This is a genomic window from Ruegeria sp. N10, assembly GCF_056531545.1.
Map to the genome: position 1 here is coordinate 1 of NZ_JBQFLY010000015.1, position 20238 is coordinate 20238.

A 20238-nucleotide genomic window follows, 5' to 3' on the forward strand; every position below is an offset into this window, starting at 1 on the left:
AACGAAAACGTCGGGGCAATGTGCTCACATGGGTCAATTCTCAGTGAAAATTATCTGGCTTACCGGGTCACTTCTCAGCGGAAATCAACAGCCGTCCTTTTGCCAACACGCATCAAGCTCGATATACCTAGAATAGAGCCAGATAGCGCTACGCGAGACTTTTGGACTGACTGGGCAAAGCTGCAACCAGAAGAAGGTACTATTGTTTCGGCAGTAGAAAGCCTGCGCGGCCAAACGCGCCTCAGCATCGACTGAAACTTGATCTACGGTATTGCTAAACAGTTCGTCGCATATTTCGGAATTCGGGCACCCATTGGAGATGGCATACGACGTTGTGTGAGCGAATTTCACCGTTTCAGTAGCCCATCCGCAGTCTCACTGCACTCGATTAATATATTGAAACTCAGAAGCACTGATAGACGCGTTGTCGTCAATGAACCTACGGAAAAGATGAAAGAGTTTTCCATTCTGGACGTTAATCTGTTTTCTTAGTTCTTTGAACCACTCCTCATCTTCCGGCAGAACCTTTAAGTGAAGCTGTCCCGTGTAGGGCGATAATTGACGCCCGCGGTCACGATTGAGGACTACAGTCTGTGCTGTTTTCTCCATGCGTTTTCTGGTCTGCTCTTCGGGGCTTGAAACCGCGTCCAATACATTTTGAGTGATGACTTGGACCAACATAGCAATCTGATCTTCAGACAACTTTTTTGACATGTTCCATCTTTCCTTACACGAGCCAGACCAAGCGAGTTGCCGGATCTGTGTTACCAAACAGTTTCTTTCGGTTCTACTCAGTATTCATAGTATACTTCATAGCCGCAAGCCACTCTTTACCGCCTTTGTCCTTAAATGGACCCTGAAAGAATCGATGACCCAATGGTAACCGCACTCTCCATCGTGCTGAGACGTCACAGGCAGGCGCGAAAACTCTCGCAAGAAGAACTTGCGCATCTGGCAGGTAGAAGCATGCGTTACATCTCACTACTGGAAAGCTGCCGACACCAACCAACTCTCGATACGCTTCAACGTATAAGTGGCGCGTTGGATCTTTCCTTGAGCCAGCTAGTGATGGAAATGGAGGCTGAAATTTCTAACCCCAAAAGGTAGCAAGCTTAATATGTCCTGGTTGGGCGTCAAGAACGACAATGTTGAAGAAATCTTGGAGCAGGTGATTATTCGATGTCAGGTTGCCCAAGGATTAGTGGTGAGGAATGCTCTCGCAGAAAGTTAGATAAGTACATTGTCCAACCAAGTTCCTACATTTTGGAGAACCCGCCTAAAGGGCTTCTACTCGTGACGATGGCTAGCGAAGGTCAAATGCTGAAAACAATATTGTGTCAACGGTCTCGAAAGCGTTTAGACGTGCAAGAACCTTACAAACAAGTGTGTAAACCGCCTTTTGGTGAATATAACATCGGACCTCTGGGGGTAATCGTGATGAATGCCGGTCAGGAACCGTTCGAGATTGCCCATGGCGATCGTATCGCGCAGCTGGTAGTTGCCCCTGTCGTGCAGGCGGCATTCGAACTGGCTGAGGCATTGGGTGAAACAGATCGCGGGGCTGGTGGTTTCGGCTCGACCGGGCGCGGCTGATGCTGCTGGTTCTTGTTCTGGCAGCTGGGCTATGGGGCGTCGGCTATATCGCGGGCGCGTCAAAAACCGCGCGTGTGGTGTCGGTGAGTGTGTTGTTGGTCGGGGTGATCCTGTCTCATCTGATCTTTCCGGATGGGCATCCCCTGCGCGAAGCAACCGGTGGGTCCGCGGCACTGTGGCTGATCCTTGCGGGATTCGCTGCCATCGTTTTGCTATATGGCCGTGTGCTGAAGGCCCTGCGCAACCGTGCAGTACAAGCCTCCAAGCCGGAATCTACCATGCCCTCTGACCGTTTCACTGAAACCGAGCTGAACCGGTATGCCCGCCACATCGTGCTGCGCGAATTGGGCGGGCCGGGTCAGAAAAAGTTGAAACAAGCCCGTGTTCTGGTGATCGGTGCAGGAGGTTTGGGCGCCCCGGCGCTGCAATACCTAGCGGCCGCAGGTGTGGGTACAATCGGGGTCATTGACGACGACATAGTCGAGAATGCGAACCTGCAGCGGCAGGTGATCCACCGCGATGCAGATATCGATATGCCCAAGGTCTTTTCCGCCCAGCAAGCGATGGAGGCGCAGAACCCGAATGTGGTAGTTCTGCCCTTTCATCGCAGATTGAGCGATGAAATCGCGGCAGAACTTTTTGCCGACTTCGATCTGATCCTTGACGGCACGGACAATTTTGAGACCCGCTATCTGGCCAACCGGACTGCCGCCGCGCTGGGCAAGCCACTGATTTCGGGGGCCTTGTCGCAGTGGGAAGGGCAGCTCAGCGTGTTTGACCCAGCCAATGGCAGCCCGTGCTATCAGTGTATCTTTCCCGAAGTCCCGGCCCCCGGTCTGGCCCCGTCCTGTTCCGAGGCAGGTGTGATTGGCCCGTTGCCGGGCGTCGTCGGATCGATGATGGCGGTTGAGGCGATAAAGGTGATCACGGGCGCTGGCATGGCGCTGCGGGGCGAGATGTTGATCTACGACGCCCTATACGGTGAAAGCCGCAAGATCACGCTGACCCGCCGTGCCGATTGCCCCATTTGCGGTACCGCAAGCAATTAACCTTTCTTAACGTGGGCTGGAGGTTCTGGAACACCCGGCCATGGCGAACTAGCTATAGGGTCAAAGGAGATCCGCATGACCAACCCGATCCTGTCCAAATGGACCACCCCATTCGAAATAGCCCCTTTCGCCGATATTTCGGACGAAGATTTTGCACCGGCTTTGGATCAGGCGATGACTGCGCATAACGCGCAGATCGACGCGATTGCAGCAAATGCAGAGGCCCCTACATTCGCTAACACGGTCGAAGCCCTTGAGGCTGCGGGCGAGCAGCTGGACAAGGTTCTGTCGGTCTTCTTCACTGTTGCAGGCGCAGACAGCAACTCCAAGCGGGAAGAGTTGCAGCGCGCGTTTTCACCCAAGCTATCGGCGCATTTCTCGGGAATTTCTTCGAACAAGGCGCTGTTCAAGCGTGTGGCCGACCTATGGGCACGGCGCGATGATCTTGACTTGACCGAGGAACAGGCGCGTGTGCTGATGCTTACCCATCGGGGTTTTGTTCGTGCAGGCGCGGCGTTGGACGGGGACGAAGATGCTCGTATGCAAGAAATCAAGTCGCGCCTCGCCTCGTTGGGGACGTCCTTTACCCAGAACCTGCTGGCGGATGAGCGGGATTGGTTCATGGATCTGACCGAACAAGATCTGCAGGGCCTGCCGGATTTCGTTGTGAATGCGGCGCGCGCTGCTGGTGCAGAAAAGGGTGCGGAGGGGCCGGTTGTTACCCTCTCCCGGTCGCTGATCGTGCCGTTTCTTCAGTTTTCACCCCGTAGGGATCTGCGCGAAAAAGCATATCGCGCCTGGGCTGCCCGCGGGGCGAATGGCGGCGAGACCGACAATCGCGACATCGCGGCTGAGATTCTGGGCTTGCGTGAGGAACGCGCCAAGCTGTTGGGCTATGACAATTTTGCTGATTACAAGCTGGAAACTGAAATGGCTCGTACTCCGAACCGGGTACGTGAGTTGTTGATGCAGGTGTGGGAACCTGCCAAGGCCCGCGCCGATGCGGACGCGGAAATCCTGACCCGGATGATGCAGGAAGACGGTGTCAACGGCCCGCTGGAAGCATGGGACTGGCGCTATTACGCTGAAAAGCGGCGCAAGGCAGAACATGATCTGGATGAGGCGGAACTGAAACCCTACCTGCAACTGGACCGGATGATCGAGGCATCGTTTGCTTGTGCAAACCGCCTGTTCGGGCTGGAATTCAAGCCTTTGAACGTGCCGCTTTATCACCCGGATTGCCGCGCGTGGGAAGTTACGCGCAACGGTCGGCATGTCGCCGTGTTCATCGGTGACTACTTTGCACGGGGGTCAAAGCGATCAGGTGCCTGGTGCAGCGCGATGCGGGCACAGGCCAGATTCCCGAAAGAACAGGCACCGATTGTCATCAATGTCTGCAACTTCGCCAAGGGTGATCCGGCGCTGCTGTCTTATGACGATGCACGCACCCTGTTCCACGAGTTTGGCCATGCCTTGCACCAGATGCTGTCCAATGTGACCTATGAAAGCATCTCGGGGACTTCGGTTGCGCGCGATTTTGTCGAACTGCCCAGCCAGCTTTATGAACACTGGTTGGAAGTGCCCGAAGTTCTGGCCGAGTTTGCCACCCATGCCGAAACGGGCGAACCGATGCCGCAGGTGATGCTTGAAAAAGTGCTGAATGCCGCCAATTTCGACCAGGGATTCCAGACGGTTGAATATGTCGCCTCGGCCCTTGTTGATCTGGCCTTCCACGATGGCGACGCCCCGGCAGACCCGATGGCAAAACAGGCCGAGGTTCTAGCCGGGTTGGGGATGCCGCAAGCCATTGGAATGCGCCACGCCACGCCCCACTTTGCGCATGTTTTCGCAGGCGATGGCTATAGCTCGGGCTACTACAGCTATATGTGGTCCGAGGTGATGGATGCTGACGCCTTTGCGGCCTTCGAAGAAGCAGGTGGTGCCTTTGATCCTGAACGGGCCAAAGCGCTGGAAGACAATATCTTGTCCACCGGCGGTTCGCGCGAGGCAGAGGATTTGTATCTGGCGTTCCGGGGGCGATTGCCGGGCGTGGATGCCCTGTTGAAAGGCCGCGGTCTGATTGCGGCGTGACGTCAGTAGCCCAGCGTGCGGTCGACAAGGTGCACAAAGGGCTCGCCGGATTCCCCGCGCCGGATGTTTTCGCAAATGACCTGTGCGGCAGTGATCGGGCGGGTCTCGGACGCGATATGCGGGGTCACGGTGACATTCGGATGCGCCCAATAGGGGTGATCGGTGGGCAAGGGCTCGACACGGAACACATCCAGCGTTGCGTGGCCCACCTGGCCCGAGTTCAGGGCATCCAATAGCGCATCATCATCAATCAGCGGCCCGCGTCCCGGGTTGATGATACGCGCACCTTTGGGAAGCAGGGCCAGCGTTTCCGCATTCAGCGCGTTTTCAGTGGCAGGTGTATCGGGCAGCAACAAGACTACGATTTCGGCATGAGAAAGCGCCTGGCGCAGCCCTTCGGCACCATGCAGGCAGGTTACACCGGGGATGTCCCTGGCTGTACGGCTCCAGCCTGAGACCCGAAACTCAAGCGCTGTCAGCGCGCGGGCCACGGCTTCACCCAATGCTCCAATCCCCAGAATACAAACGTTGCGCTCTTGCGCCAGCGGTGGGACGTCTGGGGTCCAGACACCGTCCTGTACCATGATGTGCCGGTCCATCCCCAGATGGTAGCGCAGCACGTGGCCAACCACCCACTCGATCATACCCTGCGTCAGACCGTGATCCACCATCCGCGCCAGCGGAACGGTCAGTGTTTCGTTACCCACGATTTTTTCGACCCCGGCCCAAAGGCTCAGCACCGCTTTCAGGCGCGTGAAAGGTCTGAAATCCTGTACCCCTCCGTTTGGGGCGTAAACAACGTAGTCGACCTGATCCGGTTCGAACTCGGTTCCAAGCTGAACGTCCAGACCCGCCTCATCAAGATATTGTGTCAGCAGCGGCTCATACACCGGCCATAGGGCAGGGCGCGCGGAAAACAGGACGTTCACAGACATCAGAGACCTTTCAGATCAACGGGGGCGGTGAATATGGGCGCTTTGGACGATGCCAAAGGCTGCCATTAGAACCAGCATGGCCGAGCCACCATAGCTGACCATCGGCAATGGTACACCCACGACAGGAGCCATGCCCATCACCATCGACATGTTGACGGCAAAAAACAGGAAGAAGTTCAGCGCGATACCCAGCGTGACCAGAGATGAAAACCGGTCCTTGGTTGCCAGTGCCGTGACCATGCAGAAAACCAGAATCAAGGCATAAAGGGTCAACAGGGTCGTTCCCCCGACAAATCCGAACTCTTCGGCCAACGTCGTGAAAATGAAATCGGTGTGCTTTTCGGGCAGGAAGTTCAGGCGGGACTGCGTGCCCTGCATGAACCCACGCCCGTTCCAGCCCCCGGAACCCAAGGCAATCTTGGATTGGGTTATGTGGTAACCGGCCCCCAGGGGATCGGTGGACGGGTCCAGAAAGGTGTCGATGCGCCGAAACTGATAGTCCTTCAGCAATTGCCAGTCGGTCCCACGGCTGTTGAAAACAGTGGCGATCAGACCCACGACAGCAGCAATAACGGCGGCAAAATAGGCCCAGTGAACCCCTGCCAGAAACATCAACCCACCTCCTGCGGCCAGAAGCAGGATAGATGTGCCGAGATCGGGCTGTTTCAGAACCAGCAATGTAGGCAGGATGATCAGGACAACCGGGATAAGAACCCAAAGCGGGCGGGATGTTTTATGCGAGGGAAGCCAGTCGTAATAGGCCGCAAGCAACATGACCAGCGTGACTTTCATGACCTCCGAGGGTTGCAGGCGCATGAACCCAAGGTCGATCCAGCGCTGCGCACCCATTCCGATGGTGCCGAACAGTTCAACAAATACCAGCAAAGCCACCGAGCCGAGATAGGCCAGCACCGACATGTTGCGCCAGAACCAGATCGGAACCAGTGCGATGATGAACATCACTGCCAGACCAAGCCCGAAACGTTCCATCTGCGGCTCGGCCCAGGGCGTCCACGAACCGCCCGCAACGGAATACAACATCAGAAAGCCCGCGCTGGCGGTGCTGATCAACAGCAACGTCAGCGGCCAGTTCATATACAGGAATTTGCGAAACCCCGACGGCGTGGATTTGACGGCATATTCAAGATAGCTCATGCACGGTCCTTTCCATCCGGTCGCGCCTTGGGGCGTTTTTCACCCTCCAGCCGTTTTTGCTGTTCTTTGATGTGTTCGCGGTCGGCGACGGGGTAGGCTTCAAGCGGCGGAGTGCCGTCATAAAGAGCTTGCAGCATGATGTCGCGTGCAATCGGGGCTGCGGCCGTGGACCCGCCGCCGCCATGCTCAACAACCACGGCTACGGCGTATTTCGGGTTATCAAACGGTGCAAAGCAAACGAACAGTGCGTGGTCGCGGCGTTCCCACGGCAGGTCCTCGTTGCGGATCACGCCTGCCGCCCGTTCGGCCTTGGTTATGTTTCGAACCTGGCTGGTTCCGGTTTTCCCTGCCATCCGGAACTCATCCGCGATGATGCGGCTTCGATATGCCGTGCCCCGCCTGTCATTCGAGACCGAGAACATGGCCTTGCGGACCTGTTCCAGATTGTAGGAATTGAGGCCCAGTGGTTCTCCGGCGCCCGAGGGTTGTTCAACACCGTCGATCGAGCGCACCAGGCGCGGCGTGACTGCACGACCGGTGGCGATGCGGGCGGTCATCACAGCCAGTTGCAGCGGCGAAGCCAGCATGAAGCCCTGACCGATGGACGCGTTTGCCGTATCGCCCACAAGCCACTCCTGACCATACGCGCGCTGCTTCCATTCCTGATTGGGGGCCAGCCCATCTGCCACTGCAGACATCGGGATATCATGCTTGACCCCCAGTCCCAAAGTGCGGGCCATGTCAGAGATCTTGTCGATGCCAACCCGCAGAGCCACGTCATAGTAATAGACATCGCAGCTGCGTTTCAGCGAGAGGTTGAGGTCGACCGTCCCGTGCCCACCACGTTTCCAGCAATGGAAGCGACGACTGCCGACCTTCAGGTGCCCGGGGCAGTACACGGTGTTGCCGGGGGAGACTACGCCAGCTTCCAACGCGGCCAGCGCGGTGACCATCTTGAAGGTCGATCCCGGAGGATATGTGCCTTGCACGGACTTATTCGCCAGCGGACGATACTTGTCTTCTGTCAGTGCCCGGTAATCGGCGACCGAAATGCCGCGAACAAACAGGTTCGGATCAAAACTGGGTGCCGAGGCGACCGCGCGCAGGTCGCCGGTTTCGCAGTCTATGACAACTGCGGCCGCACTTTCGCCCGCCAGTCGCGCCTGTGCATATTGTTGCAGTTCAGCGTCGATGGACAGTTGCAGATCTGCCCCGGGTTGTCCTTCCTGCCGGTCAAGCTCGCGCATGACACGCCCCGTCGCGTTGACCTCGACCCGCTTTGCACCGGCTTTGCCGCGCAGTTCGATTTCCTGCTTTGCCTCAAGGCCGACCTTTCCAATCTGGAATCTTGGGATGCGCAATACCGGCTCAGGGTCTTCGATTTTGCTGAGGTCATAGTCGCTGACCGGGCCGACATAGCCGACGATATGGGCGAAATCCTCGTATCGTGGGTATTGCCGCGTCAGGCCGACCTCGGGCGTTACGCCCGGCAGCGCCGGAGCATTGACCGCAACCTTCGAGATATCCTCCCACGTAACCTGATCCGCCAGCGTCACCGGCAGAAACGGGGCCGAGCGGCGCATTTCAGTCCTGGCGCGCTCGATCTCATCTTCGTTCAGAGGGATCAGTTCCGACAGTTTGGCGATGACTTTTTCCACGTCATCGGCATCCTCACGCACAATGACGATGCGATAGGAAGGTGAGTTCTGGCCGATGATCTGACCGTTCCGGTCATAGATACGCCCACGGGTCGGTGGGATAAGCCGGATGTTGATGCGGTTTTCTTCGGCCAACAAGCGATATTCGTCGGCCTGTTCTACCTGCATGAACCGCATTCGTGCCGCCAGACTGCCTATGAACACCGCCTGTAGACCGCCCAGCAACAGCGCTCTGCGTGGCAGACGCTTATAGGCAAGGCCCTGGGATTTGGGTTTGCGCTGTTTCATGCCCGGCTTCCCACAGCGCTGACATCAGCAGCGGATATGCGGCGAACCCCCAACGCGCTTTGGCTAAGCAACACGACCAACGGGTAGACAGCGACCGTCAGCACAAGCTGAACCACGACCGGCCCCATTGCAGCCTGCTGCACGGACATCACCGATAGTACTAACCTGTTCATCAAGATGACCGCCGTGATCACAATGCCGACAGACATCCACTCCCCGGCAAATCCCGCATCCCTCATACCCAAAGCCGCTGACCGCAGATAGGCCGACCCGACTACGGTCAGCGCTGCCAATAGACCCGGTGGACGTTGCAGCAGAAAGTCGGCCATCAGCATGACAAGCGCGACCAAAACAGTCGGGACGTAATCGGGCCGCCGCAACACCCAGGCAAAAGTCAGGGCAATCAGGACGTCGGGAAAAGGCCAACGATCGGGTTGAGCGTCCAATGGCAACAGGTGCAGAAACAGCACAGCAAAAGCCAGCAAGGCATAAAGGCTGCGCATGGCCCAGATTTGCGAAGTCGGTCTATCCATCGCTGACCTCATCCGGGGTCAATGCCACCTCTGGGCGGGTGGGGCCTACGATACTGCCCGGATCCTGAATGGGCGGAGCCGAGTGAAACCGCAGAACCCTGAGAAACTCGAGCCTTTCGAAATCTGCCGACAGTCGGACCCGCAGGCGCCCCCCGGGGTCTGCCGCGATTTGACCGATCAGCAGGCCCGCAGGAAACACGCCGCCATCACCCGAAGTGATCACCCGGTCGCCGGGGCGAACCAACTCGCGGTTCTCAAGAAACTCCACCGCGGGCGCGGGGTTGTTGTCGCCTTTGATCAGAGCGGTCTGCCCAGAAGGTTGAATGGTTGCGGGAATGGCGCTGGTCGCGTCCGTCACAAGGATCACGCGTGCCGTGTCAGGGCCAACACCTGATATCCGGCCCACCAGGCCAATGCCGTCCATCGTGGCCCATCCATCTACGATCCCGTCACGCTCTCCGACATTCAGCAGAACGGATTGCCGGAATGGCGACCCGCTGTCGGCCATGACAACGCCGGTGATGTAGGTCAGACGAGGGTCAAGGCGGACATTGTTCAGATCCAGCAATCGCGCGTTTTCCTGTTCAAGCTGCAAAGCAGCCTCTTTCCAGGCGCGCATTAGGCGCAGTTCGCTACGCAGTTCCCTGTTTTGCTCGGTCAGGCGCTGATAGCTTTGGAAGTCACGCACCAGATTGACGGCGGCAGTCACCGGGACCATGGCCCATTCCATCGATGGTACAACCGTATCCACGATTCGCGCGCGGAACCGTTCTACGCGCGGGCTGTCGATCCGCCACAAAAGGAAGATACCAAGCAGGCACAGCACAACGATCCCCAGCAACAAGCGTCGCAGGGGGGGCGTGTACTCATCGCGCTGTGATCGGTCTTTTGCCACAGGTTACCTTCCCGTGCTGCTCGCGCCGATATAACCCTATCTTCCGAGGGTGCGCGCCTTAGCTTTCGTAGTCAATCGCGTGGCGCAGCTGTTTTTCATATTCCAGTGCCTTGCCGGTGCCCAAAGCCACACAATTCAGGCTTTCGTCCGCAATGGATACCGCCAGGCCTGTCTGTTCGCGCAGGGCCAGGTCCAGATCGCCCAGCAGCGCACCGCCACCGGTCAGCATCACACCGCGGTCGACAATGTCCGCAGCCAAGTCGGGGGGCGTTGTCTCAAGTGCGGTCATAACCGCCTCGCAGATCTGTTGCACGGGCTCTGACAACGCTTCGGCTATCTGGGCCTGGCTGATCTCGATTTCCTTGGGCACGCCGTTCAACAGGTCACGCCCCCGGATATGCATCGACTGACCGCGCCCGTCGTCGGGCATGCGGGCGGTGCCGATGGTTGTCTTGATGCGCTCAGCCGTGGATTCACCCACCAGAAGGTTCTGTTGGCGACGCAGGTAGGAAATGATGGCCTCGTCCATCCGGTCACCACCAACACGGACCGAACGGGCATAGACAATGTCGCCCAACGACAGAACCGCAACCTCGGTGGTGCCCCCGCCAATATCGACAACCATGTTGCCGGTCGGGTCGGTGATCGGCATGCCGGCCCCGATCGCGGCCGCAATCGGTTCGGCAATCAGGCCCGCGCGACGGGCACCTGCTGACAGGACCGACTGACGAATTGCGCGCTTTTCGACCGGGGTTGCGCCATGGGGAACGCAGACAATGATCTTGGGTTTCGAGAAAGTCGAGCGCTTGTGCACCTTGCGGATGAAGTGCTTGATCATTTCTTCGGCAGTATCAAAATCGGCGATCACACCTTCGCGCATCGGACGGATGGCCTCGATCGAACCGGGTGTCCGACCCAGCATCAGCTTTGCATCTTCGCCAACGGCCAGAACTTTCTTCACACCGTCCTTGACGTGATAGGCCACAACCGAAGGTTCAGACAGGATGACACCGCGCCCCTTGACGTAAACCAGCGTGTTTGCTGTTCCAAGGTCGATAGCCATGTCCGCTGTGAACAGGCCGCCCAGATTGCCAAAGATCCCCATGTTTTCCCTGATCCTGTAATGTCGGTTTTCTACTGCCCGCGACTCGACGGTTCCGGGACGGATGACTTATAGGGTGCCATCACGCCTGGTAAAAGGGCTGATTCCGCGACAATCAGCACCTTTCCGCCTTATTGAATGGGACTTTAGAAGGCAAAATGCTCTCTTATCAACACATTTACCACGCCGGGAATCTGGCGGATGTCCAAAAGCACGCATTACTGGCGTGGGTGCTGGATTATCTGACACGCAAAGACAAGCCGCTCAGCTATATCGAGACGCATTCCGGGCGCGGGTTGTACCGGTTGGATGCAGACGAATCCATTCGGACAGGAGAGGCAGCGGCAGGGATCGGTCGCGCACAGCGGGAAGGGTGGTTCGGGTCCGACCACCCGATGGAGCGGGTCCTGAAGCAGGTACAGGCCCGGTACGGCGACACGGCCTATCCGGGATCGCCGATGATTGCCGCGACTATGTTGCGGGAACAGGACAGTTTGAACCTCGCGGAACTGCACCCGCAGGAATTTGCGGCCCTGTCGTTGGCGATGTCGCCGTTTGGGGCGAAGGTCTATCAGCAGGATGGGTTCGATCTGGCACAGTCTTTGCTGCCTCCGACTCCGCGCCGGGGCATGATGCTGATTGACCCCAGTTACGAGGTGAAAACCGATTACGACCGCATGCCCGGCATTATCGCCAAGCTGCACCGCAAGTGGAATGTGGGCGTGATTGCCCTTTGGTACCCGATCCTGACAGATGAGAGGCACGTCAGGATGGTCGCTGCTTTGAAGGCTCAGAATATGCCGAAATCTGTGCGTCATGAGGTCCGCTTTCCCGCCGCGCGCGCGGGGCATCGGATGGTGGGGTCCGGGATGTTCTTTGTGAATGCGCCATTCGGGTTTGCCGAAGAAACGCAAAAACTGGATGCGCTGTTTTCCGGTCTCGGCTGACACCAGACGACATGTTGAAGGCGCACGCCACCTCGCCGATACACGCCTTGCATGTACCGATTAAAATTCTTGTTCGGTCAGGGCATGCGGCACTAGACTTGGCGCTGGGGGGATCGCAATGAATCGCAGACTCGCAGCAGTTCTGGCAGCAGACATGGTGGGTTACAGCCGCCTGATGGAAGCGGATGAACAAGGCACCTTGGCCCGTTTGCGCACTCATAGGATCGAATTAATCGACCCGTCGATCGAAAAAAACCGAGGCACTGTTATCAAGACAACCGGCGATGGGATGTTGGTCGAGTTCACCAGCGCCTGCGATGCCGTGGCTTGTGCCGTCGAAGTCCAGAACCGGATGTTTCGCAGAAATGCAGATGTGCCTAAGGATCAGCGCATCCAATTTCGGATCGGCATCAATCTGGATGAAATCATCTTTGAAGACGGGGATATTTTCGGCAGTGGGGTCAATGTGGCCGCGCGTCTGGAACAGTCTGCCTCTCCTGGTGACGTGTTGATTTCCGGCGCGGTGCACAACCAGGTGACCAGTCGGCTGGATCTTCGCTTTCAGGATCTGGGGGAGATTTCGCTCAAGAATATTTCCCAGCCGGTTCATGCCTTCCGCGTTGAACTGGACGCGCCCGCTGCGGCGGCTGGTGAAAATTCCAAAGAGGACGGCTCAACCAGAGTCGTCAAACCGACAATTGCGGTTCTGCCGTTCGAGAACATGAGCGGCGATCCCGAACAGGAGTTCTTCGTCGACGGTTTGACTGAAGACCTGTTAACCGAACTCAGCCGTCGGCACGAGTTGTTCGTGATTTCGCGCAATTCCAGTTTCGTCTACAAGGGGCAGGCCGTGAACCTTCGCCAAGTCGGCGAGACTCTGGGCGCGCAATACATCGTCGAAGGCAGTGTGCGCAAAGCCGGAAATCGCCTGCGCGTCACGGTACAGTTGATCGACAGTCAGAACGACGCCCATATCTGGGCCGAGAAATACGACCGTGACCTGGATGATATCTTTACCATCCAGGACGAGGTCACTTCGGCAGTTGTGGCGACACTGCCGGGCCGCATCGAAGCGTCGCAACAGGAAGAGTTAAAGCGAAAGACCCCTTCAAATTTCGCGGCGTATGAATGCGTTCTGGCCGCAAAGGTTCTGCACCACCGCAGCACACGTGAGGACAATGCCGAAGCGATGAAACTGATCGAGCGGGCCATCGAACTGGACCCGGAATATGCTCATGCCCATGCCTGGCGCGGTTGCATTCGCGGTCAGGCCTGGGGGTACGGCTGGGCCGAGGACGGCGAGGCGATGAAGATGCTGGCGCTGGATTCGGCCAAGAAGGCGGCATCACTGGACGATAACGATGCCGACGTACACAGACTGATGGCGGCGGTGGAAATTTTGCAAAATGACCTTGGGCGCGCCCGCTACCATCAGGAACGCGCGCTGTCTTTGAATCCAAACTACGATTTGGTCGTGGTGCAGATGGGAGAGTTGCTGACCTGGTCTGGTCGGCCCGAGGAAGGCGCCGAGTGGATCGAAAAAGCGATGCGGCTGAACCCCCATCATCCGGCCCGGTTCTGGAGCCATTTGGGCAAAGCCCATTTCGGCGCAAAGCAATATGAAGCTGCGATCGAGGACTTTTCGCGCTTGCCGGCATTGGATGTGGTTCAGCACGCCTATGTTGCGGCGTGTCACAGTTGGCTGGGCAACGAGGCCAAAGCCCGCCAACATGTCAAGGAAATCCATGTGTCACAGCCGGATTTGACTGTTCAGGACCTTGTCGCGAACCTTCATTACGGACGCGAAGAGGATTTGCAGCATCTTATCCAGGGGCTGGCTAAGGCCGGATTGTCCTGAGGTAAAAAACGGCCCGGAAGTTCGGGCCGTTTTCTGGAGCTTCGTCGATCAGGTCAGGTCTTTATAGCTGATCTCGCGCGCATCTGCGCCCGGTCCAGCCTTTTCACGGCGCACGATCAGGCGGTTGAGAGCGTGGATATAAGCCTTAGCTGACGCCACGACGGTATCGGTGTTTGCCGACTGGCCTGTTGCGATCATGCCATCCTCTTCCAGGCGCACGGAAACCGTTGCCTGCGCGTCCGTGCCCTCGGTTACGGCATGAACCTGATAAAGCTGAAGACGCGCCGTGTTGGGATAAATCGCACGAATCGCCTTAAAGGTTGCATCCACCGGGCCGTCGCCATGTTCGGTGGCGATTTTGTCCACGCCTTCAACTTCCAGCTCGACCGTCGATTCCGCCTTACCGCCCGTGCCGCAAGTCACCTTCATCGAAACCAGTTGCAGGTGGTCGTCAGCCTCGTCCAGCGTCATCAGCGCAATGAGATCGTCGTCGAACACCTCTTTCTTGCGATCCGCCAGATCCTTGAACCGGACGAAGATATCCTTGAGTTGGTTGTCACCAACCTCAAACCCAAGCGTTTCCAGCTTGTCGCGCAAGGCAGCGCGACCCGAATGTTTACCAAGCGGCAGGGATGTTCCCGACAGACCAATGTCCTCAGGACGCATGATTTCAAAGTTTTCGCGGTTTTTCAGCATCCCGTCCTGATGGATGCCACTTTCATGGGCAAAAGCGTTCTTGCCAACAATTGCCTTGTTGAACTGCACCGGAAAACCCGAGACCGTCGCAACCCGACGCGAGATGTGCATGATCTTGGTGGTGTCGATGCCAGTGTGCCACGGCATGATATCGTTGCGCGTGCGCAGCGCCATGACCACTTCTTCCAGCGCCGTGTTGCCTGCGCGTTCGCCCAGACCGTTGATGGTGCATTCAATCTGGCGCGCACCGCCTGCGACAGCGGCCAGCGAATTCGCGGTCGCCATGCCAAGGTCGTTGTGGCAATGGGTAGCAAAGATCACGTCATCCGCCCCCGGCACCGTTTCGATCAGCCGCTTGATCAAGTCCGCGCTTTCCACCGGAGCGGTATAGCCCACCGTATCCGGGATGTTGATCGTGGTTGCCCCGGCCTTGATCGCTATCTCGATCACACGACACAGGTAATCCCATTCGGTTCGGGTCGCGTCCATCGGAGACCACTGCACGTTTTCGCACAGGTTGCGCGCATGGCTGACCGTTTCGTGGATCTTGTCCGCCATTTCGTCCATCGTCAGATTGGGGATGGCACGGTGCAGCGGTGAAGTGCCGATGAACGTGTGAATGCGGTTCTTCTCGGCGTGTTTTACCGCCTCCCAGCAGCGGTCGATATCGGCAAAATTCGCGCGGGCCAGACCGCAGATGCGGCTGTTTTTCGACCGTTGTGCAATTTCGGTCACAGCCTTGAAATCGCCTTCCGACGCGATGGGGAAGCCGGCCTCGATAATATCGACGCCCATGTCGTCCAGCAGCTCGGCGATCTCGAGTTTTTCGTCATGGGTCATGGTGGCGCCGGGGCTCTGCTCGCCGTCGCGCAAAGTGGTATCGAAGATCAAGACGCGGTCTTGGTCGGTCACGTTGGTCATGGGGTTCTCTTTCTTCTTCTGTCCTAAAGCCTATGGCGCGCTGGCGTCCTCCTCTGAGCGGGCGCGCCGGATGGCACGCTCAGAGGCGGATTAGGATCAGTAGGCCACGCAGCGACGCACCGCGAAGGGCGGTGTCGACACAAGGGATATCTGCGCGGTTGATCATGGGATTGAGGTTATACAGAGCCCGCCGGGAATGGAAAGAACCAATTTGCAATACGCGAACTTCTGGCAACTGCCCTTTTTCGACAGCCTTGATTGTTCGCACAGCGCCGCTAGCTGGTCACGGATGGAAACTGCATTGATAATTGGTGCTTCTGGCGGAATTGGCGCAGCTGTTACCGGACGGCTGGTTGAGCAGGGCGTTTCGGTCACGCGTTTGTCCCGGTCGGAGGACGGCTTTGACCTGACTGATCGGGACAGGGTGATGCTGATGCTTGAAAGCCTGCAAGACCAGTTTGATCTGATTCTGGTGGCTTCGGGCGCGTTAGAGATAGACGGCGCTGTGCCGGAAAAGACCATTCGGGCGATTTCAGCCAAAGCCATGATGGATCAGTTTGCGTTGAATGCCGTTGGTCCGGCATTGGTGCTAAGCCGCGCGTATCAGCTGTTGCCGCGACATAGACGATCTGTATTCGCGGTGCTTTCGGCGCGGGTGGGATCAATCGGGGATAATCGGACAGGTGGTTGGATCAGCTACCGTGTGGCTAAGGCAGCGGTCAATCAGGTCGTCCATACCGCCGCAATTGAATTGGCCCGAACACATAAACAAGCAATTTGCGTCGCCCTTCACCCCGGCACGGTAAAAACAGAGTTCACGAACAAATACCTGGGTCGTCATCCTGCCGTCGAACCTGAAGCAGCCGCCGACAACCTGTTGAACGTGATACGCGGGTTAACGCTGGCTGATACCGGTGGGTTCTATGATTGGGCCGGTAAGCCGGTCCCGTGGTGAGCCTTCACCCGTCCGAGCTTCCGGTTGCCTCAGTATTTGCATCCGGGCTGGGTTGCGGGGCAGGGGTGTCAGCGTCACTCTGCTGGTCCGAGGTCTGGTCCGGCAACACGCCGTTTTCCCAGACACCGCTTTCCTCCTGGCCGTTGGCATAGCGCATCGTCCCACTGCCCTGCCGTTTGTTGTCAACAAAGCTGCCCTCATACACGTCGCCGTTCGAGTAGGTGGCGGTACCCACGCCGTTGATTTTTCCGTCCGACCAGTCGCCCGAATATTTGAACCCGGCGGGGGTTACGATTTCGCCTTTGCCATGCCGTTTTCCGTTCAGGAAATCACCGATGTAGACCGTGCCATCGGAATAGGTCGCCTTGCCTTTGCCCTGACGCACACCTTCAACCCAGTCGCCGTCATATACCGAGCCATCTGCGCGCGTAACCACACCTTTGCCGTGGCTTTGCGCGTTTTTGAATTGGCCTTTGTAGATCATACCATTGGTATACGTGGCCGTGCCTTGACCCTCGATAACACCCGCGATCCATTCGCCTTCATAGGTCGATCCGTCCGGATAGGTGATGCTGCCGTTTCCTTCGGCCAGATCGGCAACGAAATCGCCGACATAGACAGAGCCATCCGGATAGGTCACTTCGCCTAGGCCTTCAATCTGCCCGGCGTTCCAGTCGCCGGTATACACAAAGCCGTCTGTTCCGGTGAACGTTCCTTTGCCGTGGCGACGGTCGTCGACAAAATCGCCTTCGTACACATCCCCCTGCGCGTGGGTCACTTTGCCCTTACCGTAGCGGCGCCCTTCTTGAAGTTCGCCTTCGTATATATCGCCATTGGAATAAGTCAGGCTGCCCGTCCCGGTGATCTGGTCGCCGGACCAATCCCCTGAATACACCATTCCGTCGGGCATCGTCTGCGTGCCGGTTCCATCGCGCAAACCTGCGTTGACGTCGCCGTCGTAAACGCTGCCATCCGTATAGGTGATCCTGGCCTTGCCCTGCCGCTCACCGTCGACCCAGTCGCCATCATAGATATATCCGTCGGGAAAACTCAGCACGCCTTTGCCATGTCGCTGGGCGTTCCTGAATTCACCCTCATAGCGCGTGCCGTTCGCGAATTCAGCGATGCCGGTGCCGTTGATTGACCCGTTGGACCAATCGCCCTCGTAGCTGCTGCCATTGGCATAGATGATCTTGCCGCGCCCTTCGGGCTGACCCTTGGCGAACATGCCTTCGTAGACTGACCCGTCGGGGTAGCGTGTCGTACCCTGACCCTGAATTTCGCCTTCTACCCACTGCCCCGTGTATTCAAACCCATTCGGCAGCCGATACGTTCCTGTCCCGTGCCGCAACCCGTTCTCGTAAGTGCCTTCATAGACACCGCCAACTTCATCATCCTTGACGATGACAGTCCCGTCCTGCGCGAAAGCAGTGGCAGCTGCCAGGCTCATCCCCGCCGCCAAAATTGAGTTTCGGATCACGTTCATTTCTGGTCCTGTCTGCCCGGTCGCCGCTGGTGATATCTCTTGCGCAAAACTAAGGTACCGTTGCAGGCAGAGCAACGGCTTTTGCCGCATTGGTCTTTTACTCGCGCGGTGATCTGCTAAATGGCAATAGGACTTACGAGGCAAGAGGGCAGCATGGCCGACCGTTTCCGCATCACTCTGGCGCAACTGAACCCGACCGTTGGCGATATCGAAGGCAACGCAGCAAAGGCCTTTGCGACATGGGAACAAGGCAAGGCAGCGGGCGCGGATCTGGTGGCTTTCCCCGAGATGTTCATCACCGGCTACAACACGCAGGATCTGGTTCTCAAACCGGTATTCCACCGCGCAGCCATGTCTGCGGTTGAAGCGCTGGCTGCAAAATGCGCCGAAGGTCCTGCAATTGCCATAGGTGGTCCCTGGGTCGATGATGGAAAGCTGTACAACGCCTACCTGATCCTGAAGGGTGGCCGGATCACCAGCAAGGTTCTGAAGCACCACCTGCCGAACGAGACGGTGTTCGACGAAGTGCGCCTTTACGATGCGGGACCTCTGGGTGGGCCGTATTCGGTAGGGAATTTCCGGATTGGCAGCCCGATTTGCGAAGACAGCTGGCACCCGGACGTGGCAGAAACGCTGGAGGAAACCGGGGCCGAGTTTTTGTTGATCCCCAACGGGTCGCCCTATTTCCGGGATAAATACGATGTGCGGTTGAACCATATGGTCGCGCGCGTGGTCGAAACGGGACTGCCACTGATTTACCTGAATATGGTTGGCGGGCAGGATGATCAGGTCTTTGACGGTGCCAGTTTTGGCCTAAACCCGGGCGGGGAATTGGCGTTCCGGATGCCTGTTTTCGACGAGCTACTCTCTCAAGTCGACCTTGAGCGCGGCGAAGACGGCTGGCGGATCGCATCAGGTGAAATCGTGCCCCAACCGGATGAGTGGGAGCAGGATTACCGCGCGATGGTGCAGTCTCTTCGCGACTACATGGGGAAAACCGGTTTCAAAAAGGCGCTGCTGGGCTTGTCCGGCGGGGTTGATTCCGCGCTGGTCGCGACCATTGCAGTCGATGCCATCGGGGCCGAAAATGTCCGCTGCGTGATGCTCCCGTCGGAGTACACCAGTCAGGCCTCGCTTGACGATGCCGAGGCGGTCGCCAAAGCGCTGGGCGTGCATTATGACTACGTGCCGATCTCGGACAGCCGCGCAGCCGTCACCAGTACTTTGGCACCCTTGTTTGCAGGGTTGGATGAAGGGTTGACCGAAGAAAACATTCAATCCCGCCTGCGCGGGTTGTTGTTGATGGCGATCTCGAACAAGTTCGGCGAAATGCTGTTGACCACCGGCAACAAATCCGAGGTCGCCGTGGGCTATGCCACGATCTATGGCGACATGAACGGCGGCTATAATCCGATCAAGGATCTGTACAAGACCCGTGTGTTTGAAACCTGCCGCTGGCGCAATGCCAATCACCGCAACTGGATGATGGGCCCTGCAGGCGAAGTGATCCGTCCCTCTGTCATCGACAAACCGCCCAGTGCGGAACTGCGCGAAGATCAGAAAGACAGCGACAGCCTGCCGGATTACCCGGTGCTGGACGGAATACTTGAGATCCTGGTTGATCAGGACGGATCGATCGCGGATTGCGTCGCCGCCGGGTACAACGAAGCAGATGCTCAGAGGGTCGAACATCTGGTCTATATCAGCGAGTATAAACGGTTCCAGTCCGCCCCCGGTACGCGCCTGAGCAACCGCGCGTTCTGGCTGGACCGGCGGTATCCGATTGTGAATCGCTGGCGTGATCGCCCTTGATTGCCGCAATTCGCGCGCTGAATTGGAAACTGTGAGAGGCTTAGCGCGCCTATTGTTTTCATATTTTTCTTCTTTGATCCGCCAGGGGCGCTAAAACCGGCCTCTGACTTGCTGTTGCGCCAAGTTTCTGCCACATTTTGGCTTGAAAATTGCCCCATGTGGGGCGGATGCGGCGCAATTCTCAAAGTCGCAAGCTGATTTTGATAATGTGTGGCGCATCCGGGGTTGGATGTCTGAGTAAATGGTTTGGTTTTGACATGCATA

General features: G+C 57.6%; 17 protein-coding genes and 1 pseudogene. 9 read left to right on the forward strand and 9 right to left on the reverse strand.

Annotated elements, in window-relative coordinates; all coding sequences use genetic code 11:
* Nucleotides 1–255, forward strand: a 255-nt coding sequence (locus ACR0JI_RS17255; RefSeq protein ID WP_480495466.1) for a hypothetical protein, incomplete at its 5' end; no start/stop codon positions are given.
* Nucleotides 256–375: 120 nt separating this feature from the next.
* Here ACR0JI_RS17255 and ACR0JI_RS17260 read toward each other — a convergent pair.
* Nucleotides 376–714, reverse strand: coding sequence for a hypothetical protein (locus ACR0JI_RS17260; RefSeq protein ID WP_480495469.1), 339 nt, complete (start codon nucleotides 712–714; stop codon nucleotides 376–378).
* 162 nt (nucleotides 715–876) lie between these two features.
* On the opposite strand from ACR0JI_RS17260, the gene ACR0JI_RS17265 reads away from it, so the two are divergent.
* From ACR0JI_RS17265 to ACR0JI_RS17280, 4 genes and pseudogenes are all read left to right on the forward strand, one after another.
* Nucleotides 877–1107: a helix-turn-helix domain-containing protein gene (locus ACR0JI_RS17265; RefSeq protein ID WP_480495471.1), complete on the forward strand. Its 231-nt coding sequence runs from the start codon at nucleotides 877–879 to the stop codon at nucleotides 1105–1107.
* Nucleotides 1108–1416: 309 nt separating this feature from the next.
* A pseudogene (locus ACR0JI_RS17270) lies at nucleotides 1417–1593 on the forward strand (dUTP diphosphatase); the annotation flags it as partial.
* Complete coding sequence (locus ACR0JI_RS17275) at nucleotides 1593–2642, forward strand: HesA/MoeB/ThiF family protein (RefSeq protein ID WP_480495473.1); 1050 nt, start codon at nucleotides 1593–1595, stop codon at nucleotides 2640–2642. The pseudogene ACR0JI_RS17270 and the gene ACR0JI_RS17275, both read left to right, overlap by 1 nt.
* 75 nt (nucleotides 2643–2717) lie before the next feature.
* Nucleotides 2718–4733 carry a M3 family metallopeptidase gene (locus ACR0JI_RS17280; RefSeq protein WP_480495475.1) on the forward strand — a complete coding sequence of 672 codons (2016 nt, stop codon included), beginning with the start codon at nucleotides 2718–2720 and terminating at the stop codon, nucleotides 4731–4733.
* A 2-nt stretch (nucleotides 4734–4735) separates the two neighbouring features.
* Here ACR0JI_RS17280 and ACR0JI_RS17285 read toward each other — a convergent pair whose 3' ends face one another.
* Genes ACR0JI_RS17285 through ACR0JI_RS17310 form a run of 6 tightly spaced genes read right to left on the reverse strand, consistent with a single transcriptional unit; the run spans nucleotide 4736 to nucleotide 11302 of the window.
* A complete protein-coding gene (locus ACR0JI_RS17285) occupies nucleotides 4736–5668 on the reverse strand; it encodes a 2-hydroxyacid dehydrogenase (RefSeq protein ID WP_480495477.1) in 933 nt (310 codons plus the stop codon).
* Nucleotides 5669–5683: 15 nt separating this feature from the next.
* Nucleotides 5684–6823, reverse strand: coding sequence for a rod shape-determining protein RodA (gene rodA, locus ACR0JI_RS17290; protein ID WP_480475188.1), 1140 nt, complete (start codon nucleotides 6821–6823; stop codon nucleotides 5684–5686).
* Nucleotides 6820–8769 (reverse strand): penicillin-binding protein 2, encoded by a 1950-nt coding sequence (mrdA, locus tag ACR0JI_RS17295; protein WP_480475190.1) that lies wholly within the window; start codon nucleotides 8767–8769, stop codon nucleotides 6820–6822. Before mrdA ends, rodA begins: the two co-directional genes overlap by 4 nt.
* A complete protein-coding gene (locus ACR0JI_RS17300; RefSeq protein ID WP_480475192.1) occupies nucleotides 8766–9302 on the reverse strand; it encodes a rod shape-determining protein MreD in 537 nt (178 codons plus the stop codon). Before ACR0JI_RS17300 ends, mrdA begins: the two co-directional genes overlap by 4 nt.
* Nucleotides 9295–10197 (reverse strand): rod shape-determining protein MreC, encoded by a 903-nt coding sequence (gene mreC, locus ACR0JI_RS17305; RefSeq protein WP_480475194.1) that lies wholly within the window; start codon nucleotides 10195–10197, stop codon nucleotides 9295–9297. The genes ACR0JI_RS17300 and mreC overlap by 8 nt, the downstream gene beginning before the upstream one ends.
* 58 nt (nucleotides 10198–10255) lie before the next feature.
* Nucleotides 10256–11302 (reverse strand): rod shape-determining protein, encoded by a 1047-nt coding sequence (locus ACR0JI_RS17310; protein WP_480475196.1) that lies wholly within the window; start codon nucleotides 11300–11302, stop codon nucleotides 10256–10258.
* Between the two features lie 155 nt (nucleotides 11303–11457).
* On the opposite strand from ACR0JI_RS17310, the gene ACR0JI_RS17315 reads away from it, so the two are divergent.
* Both ACR0JI_RS17315 and ACR0JI_RS17320 read left to right on the forward strand, forming a co-directional pair.
* Nucleotides 11458–12246 carry a 23S rRNA (adenine(2030)-N(6))-methyltransferase RlmJ gene (locus ACR0JI_RS17315; protein ID WP_480475198.1) on the forward strand — a complete coding sequence of 263 codons (789 nt, stop codon included), beginning with the start codon at nucleotides 11458–11460 and terminating at the stop codon, nucleotides 12244–12246.
* Nucleotides 12247–12364: 118 nt separating this feature from the next.
* On the forward strand, nucleotides 12365–14104 hold the full coding sequence (locus ACR0JI_RS17320) for an adenylate/guanylate cyclase domain-containing protein (protein ID WP_480475200.1): 1740 nt from the start codon (nucleotides 12365–12367) through the stop codon (nucleotides 14102–14104).
* Between the two features lie 48 nt (nucleotides 14105–14152).
* On the opposite strand, the gene ACR0JI_RS17325 is transcribed toward ACR0JI_RS17320, so the two are convergent.
* Nucleotides 14153–15721 carry a 2-isopropylmalate synthase gene (locus ACR0JI_RS17325; RefSeq protein ID WP_480475202.1) on the reverse strand — a complete coding sequence of 523 codons (1569 nt, stop codon included), beginning with the start codon at nucleotides 15719–15721 and terminating at the stop codon, nucleotides 14153–14155.
* A 289-nt stretch (nucleotides 15722–16010) separates the two neighbouring features.
* Here ACR0JI_RS17325 and ACR0JI_RS17330 point away from each other — a divergent pair, with 289 nt between their 5' ends.
* Entirely contained in the window at nucleotides 16011–16676 is a 666-nt protein-coding gene (locus tag ACR0JI_RS17330; RefSeq protein ID WP_480475204.1) for an SDR family NAD(P)-dependent oxidoreductase, read from the forward strand.
* A 4-nt stretch (nucleotides 16677–16680) separates the two neighbouring features.
* On the opposite strand, the gene ACR0JI_RS17335 is transcribed toward ACR0JI_RS17330, so the two are convergent.
* Nucleotides 16681–18162 (reverse strand): MORN repeat-containing protein, encoded by a 1482-nt coding sequence (locus tag ACR0JI_RS17335; RefSeq protein ID WP_480495479.1) that lies wholly within the window; start codon nucleotides 18160–18162, stop codon nucleotides 16681–16683.
* 153 nt (nucleotides 18163–18315) lie between these two features.
* Between ACR0JI_RS17335 and ACR0JI_RS17340 the strand changes: the two genes are divergently transcribed.
* A complete protein-coding gene (locus ACR0JI_RS17340; RefSeq protein ID WP_480495481.1) occupies nucleotides 18316–19974 on the forward strand; it encodes an NAD+ synthase in 1659 nt (552 codons plus the stop codon).
* Nucleotides 19975–20238: the final 264 nt, after the last annotated feature.